The 14,989-nt window shown below is 27.9% G+C and carries 17 protein-coding genes; all 17 read left to right on the forward strand.

All coding sequences use genetic code 11. The features are described 5' to 3' along the window. Positions 1-3: 3 nt before the first annotated feature. Positions 4-1,401: an oxaloacetate decarboxylase subunit alpha gene (locus tag K8M07_RS00765; protein WP_223375885.1), complete on the forward strand. Its 1,398-nt coding sequence runs from the start codon at positions 4-6 to the stop codon at positions 1,399-1,401. 148 nt (positions 1,402-1,549) lie between these two features. Then, complete coding sequence (locus K8M07_RS00770; protein ID WP_223375886.1) at positions 1,550-1,750, forward strand: ferredoxin family protein; 201 nt, start codon at positions 1,550-1,552, stop codon at positions 1,748-1,750. 1 nt (position 1,751) lies between these two features. Then, on the forward strand, positions 1,752-2,888 hold the full coding sequence (locus K8M07_RS00775; protein ID WP_223375887.1) for a 2-oxoacid:acceptor oxidoreductase subunit alpha: 1,137 nt from the start codon (positions 1,752-1,754) through the stop codon (positions 2,886-2,888). 2 nt (positions 2,889-2,890) lie between these two features. Further along, the gene (locus tag K8M07_RS00780) at positions 2,891-3,700 is read left to right on the forward strand and encodes a 2-oxoacid:ferredoxin oxidoreductase subunit beta (RefSeq protein ID WP_223375888.1); all 810 of its coding nucleotides are present in this window, start codon (positions 2,891-2,893) and stop codon (positions 3,698-3,700) included. Between the two features lie 15 nt (positions 3,701-3,715). Beyond that, complete coding sequence (locus K8M07_RS00785; RefSeq protein WP_223375889.1) at positions 3,716-4,279, forward strand: 2-oxoacid:acceptor oxidoreductase family protein; 564 nt, start codon at positions 3,716-3,718, stop codon at positions 4,277-4,279. Next, positions 4,266-5,135 (forward strand): MurR/RpiR family transcriptional regulator, encoded by an 870-nt coding sequence (locus K8M07_RS00790; RefSeq protein ID WP_223375890.1) that lies wholly within the window; start codon positions 4,266-4,268, stop codon positions 5,133-5,135. The genes K8M07_RS00785 and K8M07_RS00790 overlap by 14 nt, the downstream gene beginning before the upstream one ends. A 190-nt stretch (positions 5,136-5,325) precedes the next feature. After that, on the forward strand, positions 5,326-5,940 hold the full coding sequence (locus K8M07_RS00795; protein WP_223375891.1) for a histidine phosphatase family protein: 615 nt from the start codon (positions 5,326-5,328) through the stop codon (positions 5,938-5,940). Beyond that, positions 5,940-7,160 (forward strand): NAD(P)/FAD-dependent oxidoreductase, encoded by a 1,221-nt coding sequence (locus K8M07_RS00800; protein WP_263282400.1) that lies wholly within the window; start codon positions 5,940-5,942, stop codon positions 7,158-7,160. Before K8M07_RS00795 ends, K8M07_RS00800 begins: the two co-directional genes overlap by 1 nt. Positions 7,161-7,246: 86 nt before the next feature. Then, the gene (locus K8M07_RS00805) at positions 7,247-7,690 is read left to right on the forward strand and encodes a hypothetical protein (protein WP_223375892.1); all 444 of its coding nucleotides are present in this window, start codon (positions 7,247-7,249) and stop codon (positions 7,688-7,690) included. A gap of 41 nt (positions 7,691-7,731) precedes the next feature. Beyond that, the gene (aroH, locus tag K8M07_RS00810; protein ID WP_223375893.1) at positions 7,732-8,106 is read left to right on the forward strand and encodes a chorismate mutase; all 375 of its coding nucleotides are present in this window, start codon (positions 7,732-7,734) and stop codon (positions 8,104-8,106) included. A 49-nt stretch (positions 8,107-8,155) separates the two neighbouring features. Continuing rightward, positions 8,156-8,815, forward strand: a complete 660-nt coding sequence (gene cmk, locus K8M07_RS00815; protein ID WP_223375894.1) for a (d)CMP kinase — start codon at positions 8,156-8,158, stop codon at positions 8,813-8,815. A gap of 4 nt (positions 8,816-8,819) precedes the next feature. Continuing rightward, positions 8,820-9,404, forward strand: a complete 585-nt coding sequence (locus K8M07_RS00820) for a lysophospholipid acyltransferase family protein (protein ID WP_223375895.1) — start codon at positions 8,820-8,822, stop codon at positions 9,402-9,404. Positions 9,405-9,415: 11 nt separating this feature from the next. Further along, the gene (locus tag K8M07_RS00825) at positions 9,416-11,389 is read left to right on the forward strand and encodes a bifunctional 4-hydroxy-3-methylbut-2-enyl diphosphate reductase/30S ribosomal protein S1 (protein ID WP_223375896.1); all 1,974 of its coding nucleotides are present in this window, start codon (positions 9,416-9,418) and stop codon (positions 11,387-11,389) included. 188 nt (positions 11,390-11,577) lie between these two features. Beyond that, positions 11,578-12,366 (forward strand): CheR family methyltransferase, encoded by a 789-nt coding sequence (locus K8M07_RS00830; protein ID WP_223375897.1) that lies wholly within the window; start codon positions 11,578-11,580, stop codon positions 12,364-12,366. Between the two features lie 201 nt (positions 12,367-12,567). Continuing rightward, complete coding sequence (locus K8M07_RS00835) at positions 12,568-13,158, forward strand: MerR family transcriptional regulator (protein ID WP_223375898.1); 591 nt, start codon at positions 12,568-12,570, stop codon at positions 13,156-13,158. A gap of 198 nt (positions 13,159-13,356) precedes the next feature. Continuing rightward, complete coding sequence (locus K8M07_RS00840; RefSeq protein WP_223375899.1) at positions 13,357-13,503, forward strand: hypothetical protein; 147 nt, start codon at positions 13,357-13,359, stop codon at positions 13,501-13,503. Positions 13,504-13,666: 163 nt separating this feature from the next. Continuing rightward, positions 13,667-14,989 (forward strand): tRNA (N6-isopentenyl adenosine(37)-C2)-methylthiotransferase MiaB, encoded by a 1,323-nt coding sequence (gene miaB / locus K8M07_RS00845; protein ID WP_223375900.1) that lies wholly within the window; start codon positions 13,667-13,669, stop codon positions 14,987-14,989.

Raw genomic sequence — 14,989 nt, forward strand, 5'->3', positions numbered from 1 at the left:
ACTATGACAGGTGTAAAAATTACTGAAACAATTTTTAGAGATGCACATCAATCATTAATAGCTACTAGGATGAAAACAGAAGATATGTTACCTATTGCTGAAAAGTTAGATAAAGTTGGTTTTCATTCATTAGAAGTATGGGGAGGAGCTACTTTTGATACATCATTGCGTTTTTTAAAAGAGGATCCATGGGATAGATTAAGATTATTAAGAAAAGCATTCAAAAATACAAAGTTGCAAATGTTGTTAAGAGGACAAAACTTATTAGGCTATAAACATTATCCAGACGATATTGTAGAAAAATTTATTGAAAAGTCAATAAAAAATGGTATAGATATTATTCGAATATTTGATGCATTAAACGATCCAAGAAATATTAAAAAATCTATTGAAACAACTAAAAAATATGGTGGACATGCACAAGCAGCTATTTCATATACTACTAGTCCAGTTCATAATAATGAATATTATGTGAATTTATCAATGGAACTAGAAAAACTAGGAGCAGATTCTATTTGCATAAAGGATATGGCGGGCATTTTATTACCTTATGTAGCTGAAGAATTAGTTAAGAACCTTAAGAAAAATATATCAGTTCCTATACAAATTCATTCTCATTTTACGAGTGGTATAGCAAATCAAACATATATGAAAGCTATAGAAGCAGGAGCAGATATTATTGATACTGCAATATCACCTTTAGGAATGGGAACTAGTCAGCCTGCAACTGAATCAATGATTGCTTCATTACAGGGTTCCCCTTTCCAGCCAGAAATGGATATGGACTTGTTACTTGAAATAACTGATTATTTTAAAAATTTGAAGGACAAGTATTTAGAAGAAGGGTTGCTAAATAATAAAGTGCTGAATGTAGATACAAGAACATTAAAATATCAGGTTCCTGGAGGAATGTTATCAAATTTAGTTTCACAGTTAAAAAATCAAGGGGCTTTGGATAAGTTTGATGAAGTATTGGAAGAAGTGCCTAATGTTAGAGAGGATTTAGGTTATCCGCCTTTGGTTACTCCTATGAGTCAAATGGTAGGTACCCAGGCTGTATTTAATGTAATACTTGGAGAAAGGTACAAGATGATCCCAAAAGAGGCAAAAAACTATGTTAAAGGGCTATATGGTAAACCAGCAGTACCTATTAAAGAAAAGATTAGAAAAAAAATTATTGGGGATGAAAAAGTATTTGATGGAAGACCTGCCGATTTAATGAAACCGGAATTCGATAAATTACGTAATGAAATTAAAGAATACATTGAGCAGGATGAAGATGTATTAACATATGCTCTATTTCCACAGGTTGCTATTGAATTTTTCAAATATAGACAGTCAGAAAAATATAAAATTGATGCTGATTTACTAGACGAAGAACATAAAGTTTATCCAATATAGGAGCATAGAAAAGCAAGCCATTAATGGCTTGCTTTTCTATGCTATGAAATAAAACTTGCAAAAATTATTAAAATAATGAAATAAAACTTGCAACAGTCGTATGATTCTGTTATGATAGATGTGAAAAAGAAATAAGGGGGAAATAACGTTGGATACATTTGTAAAAGAAAAAATAAATATAGAAAAAGAATTATGTAAGGGATGTGGTATATGCGTATCTTTTTGCCCAAAAAATGTCTTAACGATAAAGAACGAAAAAGTACATATTAAAGAGATTGATTCTTGTATCAAATGTGGTTTATGTGAACTAAGATGCCCTGATTATGCTATCTATTTAGGAGGTAAGTAAAATGGGAGAAGAAACGTTTAAATTAATGCAAGGTAACGAAGCTTGTGTAGAAGGAGCAATTACAGCTGGATTAAATTTTTTTGCAGGATATCCTATAACTCCATCTACTGAAATAGCGGAACTTTCTGCAGCTAAATTACCAAGAGTAGGCGGTAAATTTATTCAAATGGAAGGTGAAATTGCAAGTATAAGCGCTATAATAGGAGCATCATTAACTGGAAAAAAGGCTATGACTGCAACAAGCGGTCCAGGTTTTTCACTTAAGCAAGAAGGAATAGGTTATGCTGTTATGGCAGAAGTTCCATGTGTTATAGTGAATGTCCAGAGAGGAGGACCAAGTACTGGACTACCAACATCACCAGCCCAGGGAGATATTATGCAGACGCGATGGGGTACCCATGGTGAACATTCAATCATTGTATTATATCCATCGACTGTAAGAGAAATATTTGATACAACCATAAAAGCTTTTAATCTAGCAGAAAAATATCGAACACCAGTTATTTTACTAATGGATGAAGTTATAGGGCATATGAGAGAAAAAGTAGAAATGCCAAATAGAGAAAAAATTGCTATTTATAATAGGAAAAAACCTTCTTCAAGTTTAGAAAAATATTTACCTTATAAGGTTTCAGAAGGAGATATGGTACCTAAAATGGCTAACTTTGGTGAAGGGTATAGATATCATACTACAGGATTAGTTCATGATGAAACAGGATTTCCTACTAACAATGGAAAAATTGCTGAGGAATTGATTAATAGATTAGTGCATAAGATTGAAAATAATTTAGATGATATTGTAGATTATGAAGAATATAAATTACAAGATGCAGAAGAAGTAATTATTTCTTATGGGTCTACTGCTAGATCAGCTAAATCTGCAATTGATGTGTTACGAAAAGAAGGTAGAAAGATCGGATTATTTAAGCCAATTACTATTTGGCCGACAGCAAAAAATCAAATTGAGGATCTTTCTAAAAGAACGTCTAGAATTTCAGTAATAGAAATGAATATGGGACAGTACTTTCTTGAAATTGAAAGGATTGCAGGGAAGTATTCGAAGGTTGATAAATACGGAAGAAGTAATGGAGAACTAATAACGCCTAAGGAAATTGTTTCTTTTATTAAGGAGGGTTAACGTTGGTCAGTCAATTAATAGGAAAGTATTACAGAACAGGAAGTCTTCCTCATATTTGGTGTCCAGGATGCGGTAATGGAATAATACTAAGAGCTATTGTAAAAGCTATAGATAATCTTGGTTTGAATCAAGACGATGTATGTGTTGTATCTGGTATAGGATGTTCATCTAGAGCATCTGGTTATTTAGATTTTAATACTGTTCATACAACCCATGGGAGAGCATTAGCTTTTGCAACAGGTATTAAGTTTGCCAATCCAGATTTACATGTCATTGTAATTACTGGGGATGGAGATAGTGCAGCTATCGGAGGAAATCATTTAATTCATACAGCCAGAAGAAATATTGATATAACAACTATTGTATTTAATAATAATATTTATGGTATGACAGGTGGTCAATACTCTCCAACAACACCAACAGGAGAAAAAGGGACTACGGCACCATATGGTAATATAGATGCAAATTTTGATCTATGTGAGTTGGCTAAAGCTGCAGGAGCAACTTATGTAAGCAGATCAACTATTTATGGTGCAAATATGATTATTAATCAAGTAGAGGAAGGAATTAAGAATAAAGGTTTTTCTTTTATTGAAACAATAAGTATTTGCCCAACATACTATGGAAGAAAAAATAAAAAAGGTAATGCTGTAGATATGATTAATCAGTTAAAAGAAATGTCAATTAATAAAACAGCATATGATAAACTTTCTAAAGAAAAAAGAAATGGAAAGATAGTAGTAGGAGAGTTGCATAAGTCACAAAGAACTGAGTACACTGAAGAATATGAGAAAATAATTCAATCTTTTTAAAGGAGAGATAGTGTCATGAAATATAGTGAATTTAGGTTAAGTGGTTCAGGCGGTCAAGGCCTTATTTTAGCAGGGATTATTTTAGCAGAAGCTGCATTGCAAAATGGCAAAAATGTGGTGCAATCTCAATCATATGGGCCTGAAGCTAGGGGTGGAGCCAGCAAAGCCGAAGTTATTATAAGCGATGATTTAATATATTATCCAAAAATAGAGAATTGTGATGTTTTATTGGCATTAACACAAAAAGCTTATGATAAATATATTGATTCTTTAAAACCGGGTGGACTATTAATTTTAGATAATATGATTACTAGGAAAGCTAATAGAAATGATGTGGATGTTTATTCTATGCCAATATTAAGTACAGCAGCAGACAAATTAAACAAAATGATGGTAGCTAATATAGTAGCTTTAGGTTGTATTTGTGAGTTGTCTAATATAGTAGATAAAAAATATGTTGAAAAGGCAGTAATGAATAGAGTGCCCCATGGTACAGAAGAATTAAACAAGAAAGCTTTAATTGAAGGTTTTAAATTAGTAAAAGATAAAAAGAGGGAAATGTACTATGAAGTATGTTGATTTAATTAAAGTAATACGAAAGAAATACAACAAATTAAGCAAAGGACATAAATTGATAGCAGATTTTATAATGAAGCATTATGACACAGCGGCTTTTATGACAGCTGCAACATTAGGTAATACGGTAGGTGTAAGCGAATCAACCGTTGTACGATTTGCAAATGCTTTAGGTTATAGTGGATATAGAGAATTACAAAAGGATCTACAGGAATTAATAAAAAATAAGCTAACCACTGTACAAAGAATATCATTAAGTACTGATTTTACTGATTATAAAAATACTTTAAGAGAGGTTATAAAGAAAGATATAGATAATATAGAGAATATATTAAACGATATTGATTATAATGCGTTTCATGAAGCTGTAGATATAACATTAAAAGCGAAACATATATATATATTAGGTTTAAGAAGTTCTTCTTTTTTAGCTGGTTATCTGGGTTTTTACTTAAAATTCTTATTGCAAAATGTAAAAGTTATTTCAGCTGGTCCAAATGATGTCTTTGAGCAATTACTTAAAGCATCAGAAGACGACTTAATTATTGGCATAAGTTATCCTAGATATTCTAAGAGGACTTTAGAGGCATTAGATTATGGAAAAGAAAAAGGCTGTAACATAATAAGTATAACTGATAGCTTGATGTCTCCAACAACTCAATATGCTGATTCTGTATTAGTAGCAAGTAGCAATATGCTATCTTTTATTGATTCATTAGTTGCTCCAATGAGTTTAATAAATGCTTTTATTATTTCAATAGGTATAGAAAAGGGAGAATACCTTACTAGTTATTTTAAAGATTTAGAAAAAATTTGGAGAAAATACGATGTTTACAGCACAAATAATAATAAGGATTGATTATTTTAAGTAGTTCAAAAAAGCAACGAACAATCGTTGCTTTTTAATATTTTATTAAATTTTAATAAGAATATTTGTAATTTAAAGTAACGGTATAAATCATAACAGATATTATCATAAATGATAATACAAATTCAAACTAATTTCTGTTATAATTAACATGACAATTTAAAGGAGGAGGATTTATAATATGAAGAAAATATATCTAGTAAGACATGGTGAATCTAAATGGAATATTTTAAAAAAAATTCAAGGACAATATGATATTGAACTTACCCAAAGAGGGTTAAATCAAGCTGACTTGATTGGAAAAAGGTTAGTTGATGAGAAAATTAAAAAAATATATTCTAGTGATCTTATTAGGGCATATAAAACTGCAGAAATTATTGGGAATAAACTTAAACTGGATATAGTTCCTATGGAAGAATTTAGAGAAATAAATTTTGGTATGTGGGAAGGATTATCTATTGATGAAATAAAATCCAGATACAGTAAGGACTATGCTTTATGGAGAAAAGAACCAGAAAAACTTAAAATTAAAGACGCAGAAAGTTTGTTTGAATTACAATCAAGAGCTATAAAAGGTATAAATAAAATTATAAATAATGATAATATTAATAATATTTTAATAGTTTCACATAGTGCTACTATAAAAGCTATGATATTAGGATTATTAGATATTGACCTTAAGAATTTTAAAAACTTCTCATTAAAAAATGTAAGTTTAAGTATAATAGAGATGAGAGATTATAATAATGTACTTAGTTTATTAAATGATACAAATCATATAAAGGAGAAATTATAATGATAAAGGTAGGTGTAATAGGTGGTGGCCCTTCTGGAATAATATCTGCAGGATTTGCTAGTTCTAGAGGTAAAGAAGTAACATTAATTGAAAAAAACAATAAATTAGGGAAAAAATTATTCATCACAGGTAAAGGTAGATGTAATATTACAAATAATTCTCCAATCGAAGAATTTTTTGAAAATATCGTAACTAATAATACATTTTTATACAGTAGTTTTTATTCCTTTACGAATAAAGATATTATAAATTTACTTGAGTCATATGGAGTTAAAACAAAAGTAGAAAGAGGAAATAGAGTTTTTCCAGTTTCAAATAAATCAAGTGATGTAATTAAAGCATTTGAAGAATTTTTATTTTGCAATCAAGTTAGAATATTATTAAATACTACAGTTAAAGATGTTAAGCATGATAATGAAAAATTTATAGTAACATATCAAAATAATAATAAGGATATTTTTAATAGATTAATTATTGCAACTGGAGGAAAATCATATCCAGCTACTGGTTCAACAGGCGACGGATATAATTTTGCAAAACAACTTGGTCATACTATAGAACCTTTAAATCCTTCTCTAGTTCCTATAGAAATAGAAGAAGATTGGATTAAAAATGTACAAGGTCTTTCTCTTAAAAATGTAGCTTTAACTGGATGGGTAGATAACAAAAGTGTCCATGAAGAATTTGGAGAAATGTTGTTCAGCCATTATGGAATTTCAGGTCCTATCGTATTATCTATGAGTAATGTCATAAATAAATATGATACTAGAAAAGTTAAGTTTAGCATTGATTTGAAACCAGCTTTATCTAAAGAAAAGCTAGATGCAAGGATATTAAGAGACTTTGAATTAAATAAAAACAAACAGATCAAAAATGGTTTATATAGGTTACTTCCAAAGAGAATTATTCCTATAATTATTCATTTAGCTTCTATAAATGGAACAAAACCAATAAATCAAATTACTAAAGAAGAAAGAATTAGAATAATACATACAATTAAAAATTTACCTTTAACTTTTAAAAAGTTTAGACCTATTGAGCAAGCAATAGTAACATCTGGTGGTATATCAATAAATGAAATTGATCCTTCTACTATGGAATCTAAAATTATTTCTGGACTATACTTTGCTGGTGAAATTATTGATGTTGATGGATTAACTGGTGGCTATAATCTACAAATCGCATATTCTACTGGCTATTTAGCAGGAATGAATGTTTAATATAGCTTAATACAACCTCATAATATCTTCATTATTTGTCAACAATATGCATAGAGTATTATAAATAATAGATTTAGGAGGTTAAAATGAAATCTGCATTTAATTTGTTCGAAAAAGTATTATTTCTTCTATTAATTATTTCTTCTTCTGTTGTGTTAATTATTCAGTTCTTAAATTATAGCAATGATGATTTAATCAGTTCATCTATGTTTAATGAGTATAAAATCTCATCTTCTTATAATGGAGAATCTATAAATAAAGGTGTAATTACATTAAAAAACATGACTCCTAATTATAAAGAAGTCGATGTATTGGTCAATGGAGAATATGTATGTGATTTTACAAATGATAATGAGATAAATATTTATGTATACCATAATGATATAATAGAAGTTGATGGCACGAAATATAATAACAAAGTGCAAATTAAAGTTATGGGAATAAGTAAAAATGTTGATAGTCCAAAACTTGATACGATTACAACAACACTACAAAGCATAGAAATTTTGGGCAAAGTTCAACTAAAATAACTTGTTTGATTACTGATTTTAATATATAATTATTAGAGGAAGTGATATTATTGAAAACAGTATCAATTAGAGGAGCCACTACTGTTGTAATAAATGATAAAGATGAAATAATTGAAGCTACAAAAGAGTTGCTAAATACAATAGAAGAAGAAAATAATTTGATAAAGAAAAACGTAATTTGTATTTTATTTTCATCAACTAAAGATTTAAATACTGAATACCCTGCTAAGGCTGCTAGGTTGTTAGGATATACTCAATGTGGTTTAATGTGCTTGAATGAGATGAATGTAAAAGATAGTATTAATAAATGCATAAGAATTATGATTTTATATCAAGATTCTTTTATAGAGCAAAAAGATGTTAAACATATTTATCTTAAGGGCGCTAGAACGTTGAGACCTGATCTAAATAAATAAAAACAACAACGCCACCAATGGGTGGTTATTATTTTGTTAGGAGGTTAATATGAATAATAGGTTGGTTATAGCAGTTGATGGTCCTGCAGGTGCAGGTAAAAGTACAATAGCTAAAAAAATTGCTAAGATATTAAATATAGAATATATTGATACTGGTGCAATGTATAGAGCATTAACATTAAAAATTTTAAAATCTAATATCAAAGTAAATGATATAAAAGAGATTTTAAAATTGATGGAATCTACTTCTATTAGTTTTAAAGAAAATCATATATATTTAGATGAGATGAAGGTTGACACAGAAATTAGAAAGAATATTATTAATAATAATGTTTCGTGTATAGCTAAAATCAAAGAAGTAAGGGAAAAAATGGTGGAAATGCAACGAAGACTATCAGAATCAAATAATGTTATTATGGATGGTAGAGATATTGCTACAGTAGTACTTCCAAATGCTAACTATAAATTTTTTATTACTGCATCAGTCGAAGAACGAGCACGAAGAAGATATAAGGAATTATTAGAAAAAGATAACAAAGATATTACTTATGAACAAGTTTTGGATGAGATCAAGATAAGAGATAAAATTGATAGTACCAGAGAAATTGCCCCCTTAAAAGTAACCGCAGACGCATACGTAGTTGATACAACAAACATGACGATAGATCAATGTGTAGATAAAATAATCAGTATAATTGAAGGGAGGTAACTAGTTGTATTTTTATAAAATTATAAAATTCTTTTTATCATTAATACTTAAGATATTTTATAGAATTGAAACTAAAGGTCTTGATAATATTCCGAAACATGGAAGAGCGGTATTATGTTCAAACCACTTAAATATTTTAGATCCAATTGTTTTAGCTATAGCTATTCCTAGAACTATTTCTTTTATGGCTAAGAAGGAATTGTTTAGAAATAAATTTTTAGCAAATGTATTGCGTTTATTAACTGCTTTTCCTGTAGATAGAGAAGGATCTGATCTATCAGCTATAAGAACGTCTTTAAAAATTTTACAAAATGAAAGAGTTTTAGGTATTTTCCCTGAAGGTACTAGAAAATCAAAAATGGATTTGGAATCTGTAAAACCTGGTATAGGTTTAATTAGTATTAAAGCTAAATCACCAATTATTCCTGTAGCTATTCAGTCTAACTATAGGTTGTTTAGTAAAATAAAAATAAGAATAGGACAACCTATTTATCTAAATGATTATTATGGACAAAAGTTAAAGACACAAGATTATATAAAAATAAGTAAAGATATATTAAAATCTATATATTCATTAAAAAATTCCTAGGAGGAAAAAACGTGAAGATATATTTAGCGAAAAATGCAGGATATTGTTTTGGAGTTAAAAGAGCTGTAGAAATAGCTGAAAAAACAATAGAAGAATCAAAAGATGTAAATGTTAGTTCATTAGGTCCTTTAACTCATAATCCTCAAGTAGTAAATAAGTTTAGTGAAAAAGGGTTAAGAGTTATCGATAAAATTGATAATTTAGATGGTGATAAAATAATTATTAGATCACATGGTATCCCATATAATATACAAAAGAAAATTGAAGATTCGAATATCGAACTAATAGATTGTACATGTCCTTATGTAAAATCTATCCATAAAAAAGTTGAAGAATATAATAAAAAAGGATACCAAGTTATTATTGTAGGTGATAGAAATCATCCCGAGGTTATTGGAATAAATGGATGGTGTAATAATGAAGCTATAGTTGTTAATAGTGAAGAAGATGCAATAAATATTATTAATTATGACAAAATTTGTGTGGTTTCGCAAACAACAAATACTTTAGAAAAATTTGAAAAACTTTCAAATATAATATCCAACAAAGGTAATGAAGTTAAAATATTTAATACAATTTGTAATGCTACTAATAAAAGGCAAACTGCATGTAAAGAATTAGCAAGCAATGTTGAAGCGATGATTGTAATAGGAGGCTATAATAGCTCTAATACAAATAAATTAGTAGAAATTAGCAAAAAATATTGTGATAATGTATACCATATTGAAGTATCTAAAGATTTACCTTTACAAGACCTATTAAAATTTAATAAAATAGGAGTAACCGCAGGTGCTTCCACACCTGATTGGATAATTAAGGAGGTTGTTAATACAATGAACAATATTAATGATAAAAACGAAGAAATAATGGAAGCAATTGAAAACACACTTGTCAAAATTAACAGAGGAGATATTGTAAAGGGTAAAGTTATTTATGTAACTGACAACGAAATAATGGTAAATATAAATTATAAATCTGATGGTATAATAACTAAGGAAGAGATAACAGATGAGCCAGATGTAAAACCTAAAGATATTTTCAAAGAAGGAGATACATTAGATGTATATGTAGTTAGATTGGATGATGGCGAAGGGAATGTAGTGCTTTCTTTAAAAAGATTAGAAATTATTAAAGGCTGGAATGAATTAGAGAATAGTTATAAAAATGGTGAAAAAGTCGAATGTAAAGTACTAACCAATGTAAAAGGTGGACTAACTGTAATAGTTAATGGTATAAAAGGTTTTATGCCAGCATCACATATTTCTTTAGATTATATTGATGATTTGAGTGTATATAAAAACAAGAAGTTAATAGCTAAAATTATTGATTTGGATAGTAAAAGAAAAAGAGTGATACTATCAAGTAAGGTAGTAGAAAAAGAAAACTTACAAAAAAAGAGAAAAGATCTATGGGATAGTCTTGAAGTTAATAAGATAATAGAAGGAAAAGTAGAAAGGCTAACAGATTTTGGAGCATTTGTTGACATTGGTGGACTAGATGGTCTTGTGCATATTTCTGATTTATCATGGGCTAGGATAAATCATCCTTCAGATGTTGTAAATATTGGTGATAAGATTACTGTTCAAGTACTAGATTTTAATAAAGAGAAAAATAGAATATCTTTAGGATTGAAACAAATATTACCTAAACCATGGGATGTATTTATTAAAAATAGAAACGTTGGAGATGTAGTATCAGGAAAAGTTGTTAACGTTTTAGATTTTGGAGCATTTGTGAGATTAGCAGAAGGTGTTGATGGATTAATTCATATTTCACAAATTTCTAAAGAACATGTACAAAAACCATCTGACAAATTAAAAGTTGGTAATACAGTTACTGTTAAAATAATTGATATAAATGAAGAAGAACAGAGAATTAGTTTAAGCATAAAAGCTTTGGAAGAACAAAATGATGAAAAACTAACTGAAAAAATTGAAAATGAAGATATAGATGTTAAAATTGAAGATATCATAAGTGAAAAATAATAAAAATGTAAAGGGTTTCGATGTATAATAAATTCATTATTGTTAAAAATAATGGGTGTGACCTCTCAAACTACATCAAGACCCCCTTTACATTATTATTTCTGTGGTTGTATGCCACAGAAATTTTTTATAGCAATTTATGATTCTTTTTTTAATTGCTAATATACAAGAATTATAAGGGGATTGCCATGAATAATTATGAAATTTTTAAAAAAAATATTAATAAACTAACCAATATTGATTTAAATTATTATAAAGAAAAACAAATGATAAGAAGAATTACTTCTTTGATGAAAAGAAATGGGATTGATAGTTTTGATCAATATTATCTTAAATTGAAATCAGATAAAACTTTGTTAGATCAATTTATAAACCATCTTACAATCAATGTTTCTGAATTTTATAGAAATATGTCTCAATGGAGAGTTTTAGAAAAAGAAATATTGCCTGATTTGATTAAAAGTTCAAAAAATACCTTAAATGTATGGAGCTCTGCTTGTTCAACAGGAGAGGAACCGTATTCATTGATAATGCTTTTAACTAAATTTTATGATCTAGATGAAATAGAAATATTAGCAACGGATATAGATGATGAAGCTTTAGAAAAAGCTATGGTTGGACTTTATAATGAAAAAGCACTAGTGAATCTGTCAAAAGAATTTAAACTTAAATATTTTGACAAAGTCGAAAACTCTTACAGAATAAGAGATAAAATAAAGAAACATGTAAAATTTAAAAAATTAGACTTATTAAAAGATCCTTTTCCTAAAAATATAGATTTGTTAATATGTAGAAATGTTATGATATATTTTACAGACGAAGCTAAAAGTTTATTATATGAGAAATTTTACAATAGTTTAAGAAAAAATGGTGTTTTTTTTGTAGGTAGTACAGAACAAATACTTAGGCCCGAAAAATATAATTTTAAATCCATTAAGACTTTTTTTTATAGAAAATTAAATAATATATCTGAATGAAGGTTTAATTTAAGATATTGATTACAAAATTAAAAGAACTGAAATATTTCAGTTCTTTTAATTTTGTAAAAAAAAAAGAAATAAAAGAAGAATTCAGGGAGAATATATCAGTATCTATCAAATAAAATATTAATTTTTGTAAAGGAATTTGAAAAATATTAAAGAATACTTATATAATACTGTTTTTAAGGGGGCAATATAATGGTAGAAGTTGATAAACAATATACTATATCTGAAGTAGCTGAAATAACAGGATACCTTCCTCATGTGCTTAGATATTATGAAAAAGAATTTGAATTAGATATACCAAGGAATCAATCTAATCATAGGTATTATACTTACTCTGAAATTGAATTATTTACGTATATAAAATCTCTTCAAGATAAAGGTTTTAGTAATAAACAAATAAAATTAATCTTAAAATCACCAGAGGTATTAGTAACTTGTAACGAAGAAACTGCTTTAACAAATATTAGTAATTCAGAAGGTATGGATACTATTGAATTGGCTAATGAAATCAGTCAGAATTTACAGGAAAAATTCTTCCATCAACTTGAGGAAATACTTGAAAGTAATAAAGATTATAATGCGCAAGTAGTAAAAGAGCTAAAAGATGAAATAACAGCATTAAGAAGTGAATTAAGTAGCAAAGAGAGAGATGTACTAATCTGTGAAAATGCAAAATTGAAGATGAAAGTGAAGGAAAAATCTTATGAAGTTGCAACATTAAAAGAAAAAATTAAGAAATTAGAAGAGAATAAAAGTTTCTTTCATAAATTGTTTAATAAGTGAGTAGTTTTTATTTAAATAACGCGTGAATTATATGAATCAAAACCTGCAATTCAAGAAGTAATATGAATAAAAATATAGTATTATTACGCACATTATGCAACAATCAAAAAGTGAACATTTAATTTTCTGAAATTACCTTGCAATTTATTCGAATTTATGTTATTATTAATTTGAATAAAACGTAAGGAGACGATACCTATGAAACAAAATAATAAGCCAATTAAATTCAATGAGAAACATAATAATAAAAGATGTGGTGCGATTACTTGCATTAATAATATTTGTGGACAATGTAATGTCGAGGAATGTGATCTTTATGAAAAAGTACTTATACAGGAACATTAAATAAAGGTTCTAAAAAATTTTTATAATATTTTATAATATTGGTAATCTATTACTGTTATCAATAGAATATTGAATAAGAAAAGACTAGGGGCACCCCCCTAGTCTTTTCTTATTCAATATGTTATTATATTTTTATACTATTATATGAGGTGAATGAATGTAAATGAAGAAAAAAACTTATTTTATACAAACTTATGGATGTCAGATGAATGAACATGACTCAGAAAAGATATCCTGGTTATTAGAAAATATGAAATATATAAAAGCAGATAATAAAGAAAAAAGCGATTTGATTATATATAATACTTGCCTTGTTAGAGAAAATGCTGAGCTAAAAGTGTATGGACAATTAGGAGCATTAAAAAATTTAAAAAGAAAAAATCCGAAATTAATAATTGCAGTTTGTGGTTGTATGATGCAAACAGAAAAAGCGCGAAATGTAATATTATCAAAATATAAACATGTAGATATTATATTTGGTACTAATAATATTCATAAACTACCACAGCTTATTAATAGGTATAAACAAACTGGAAAAACAGTAGTAGATATTGAAGAGGAAAATCAAGAAATAGTAGAGAATATTGAATCCAATAGAAAATATTCTTTTAAGGCTTTTGTTGATATAATGTATGGATGCAATAATTTCTGCACATATTGTATTGTTCCCTATACTAGAGGTAGAGAAAAAAGTAGAGACCCTAAAGATATCATCGATGAAATAAAAAAGTTAGCACAGGCTGGATATAAGGAAATAACTCTATTGGGTCAAAATGTAAATTCTTATGGTAAAACATTAAATTATAGCTATACATTTGCTCAATTATTAAAGGATATTAATAAAATTAAGGGTATTGAGAGGATAAGATTCATGACATCTCATCCTAAGGATCTATCTGATGAACTAATTGAAGTTATGGCTGAGTTAGATAAAGTATGTGAACAGTTACATTTACCAGTTCAATCTGGAAGCAATAGAATTCTCAAATCTATGAACAGAAAATACACTAGGGAAGATTATTTACAATTAATAAATAAAATAAAGAAAGCTATACCAAATATATCAATATCTACTGATATTATTGTAGGATTTCCAGGAGAAACAGAGGAAGATTTTAATGAAACTTTAGATTTTGTAAAACAGATTAAATATGATTCAGCTTTTACTTTCCTATATTCTACAAGAAAAGGAACTATTGCTGCAAAAATGGAAAATCAAGTTCCTGATACAGTTAAGCATGAAAGGTTCCAAAGACTATTAGATACCTTATATCCAATATTTTATGAGGAAAATCTAAAGTATCTGAATAAAACTGTAGAAGTATTAGTGGAAGAAGTAAGTAAAAATAATGAAGATGTATTAACCGGAAGGACTAGAACAGGTAAACTTATCCACTTTAAAGGAGATGAAAACTTAATAGGAAAAATGGTTAATGTAAAAATAAAAACAGCTAAATCATTTACATTAGAAGGGTATATAATTTAA

The organism is Schnuerera sp. xch1, assembly GCF_019931165.1.
Taxonomy (GTDB): domain Bacteria; phylum Bacillota; class Clostridia; order Tissierellales; family Tepidimicrobiaceae; genus JAIOUP01.

Coding starts and splice junctions, on each gene's coding strand:
- K8M07_RS00765 (WP_223375885.1), top strand. CDS start 4: ATGACAGGTGTAAAAATTACTGAAACAATTTTTAGAGATGCACATCAA.
- K8M07_RS00775 (WP_223375887.1), top strand. CDS start 1,752: ATGGGAGAAGAAACGTTTAAATTAATGCAAGGTAACGAAGCTTGTGTA.
- K8M07_RS00785 (WP_223375889.1), top strand. CDS start 3,716: ATGAAATATAGTGAATTTAGGTTAAGTGGTTCAGGCGGTCAAGGCCTT.
- K8M07_RS00790 (WP_223375890.1), top strand. CDS start 4,266: ATGAAGTATGTTGATTTAATTAAAGTAATACGAAAGAAATACAACAAA.
- K8M07_RS00795 (WP_223375891.1), top strand. CDS start 5,326: ATGAAGAAAATATATCTAGTAAGACATGGTGAATCTAAATGGAATATT.
- K8M07_RS00800 (WP_263282400.1), top strand. CDS start 5,940: ATGATAAAGGTAGGTGTAATAGGTGGTGGCCCTTCTGGAATAATATCT.
- K8M07_RS00805 (WP_223375892.1), top strand. CDS start 7,247: ATGAAATCTGCATTTAATTTGTTCGAAAAAGTATTATTTCTTCTATTA.
- cmk (WP_223375894.1), top strand. CDS start 8,156: ATGAATAATAGGTTGGTTATAGCAGTTGATGGTCCTGCAGGTGCAGGT.
- K8M07_RS00830 (WP_223375897.1), top strand. CDS start 11,578: ATGAATAATTATGAAATTTTTAAAAAAAATATTAATAAACTAACCAAT.
- K8M07_RS00835 (WP_223375898.1), top strand. CDS start 12,568: ATGGTAGAAGTTGATAAACAATATACTATATCTGAAGTAGCTGAAATA.
- K8M07_RS00840 (WP_223375899.1), top strand. CDS start 13,357: ATGAAACAAAATAATAAGCCAATTAAATTCAATGAGAAACATAATAAT.
- miaB (WP_223375900.1), top strand. CDS start 13,667: ATGAAGAAAAAAACTTATTTTATACAAACTTATGGATGTCAGATGAAT.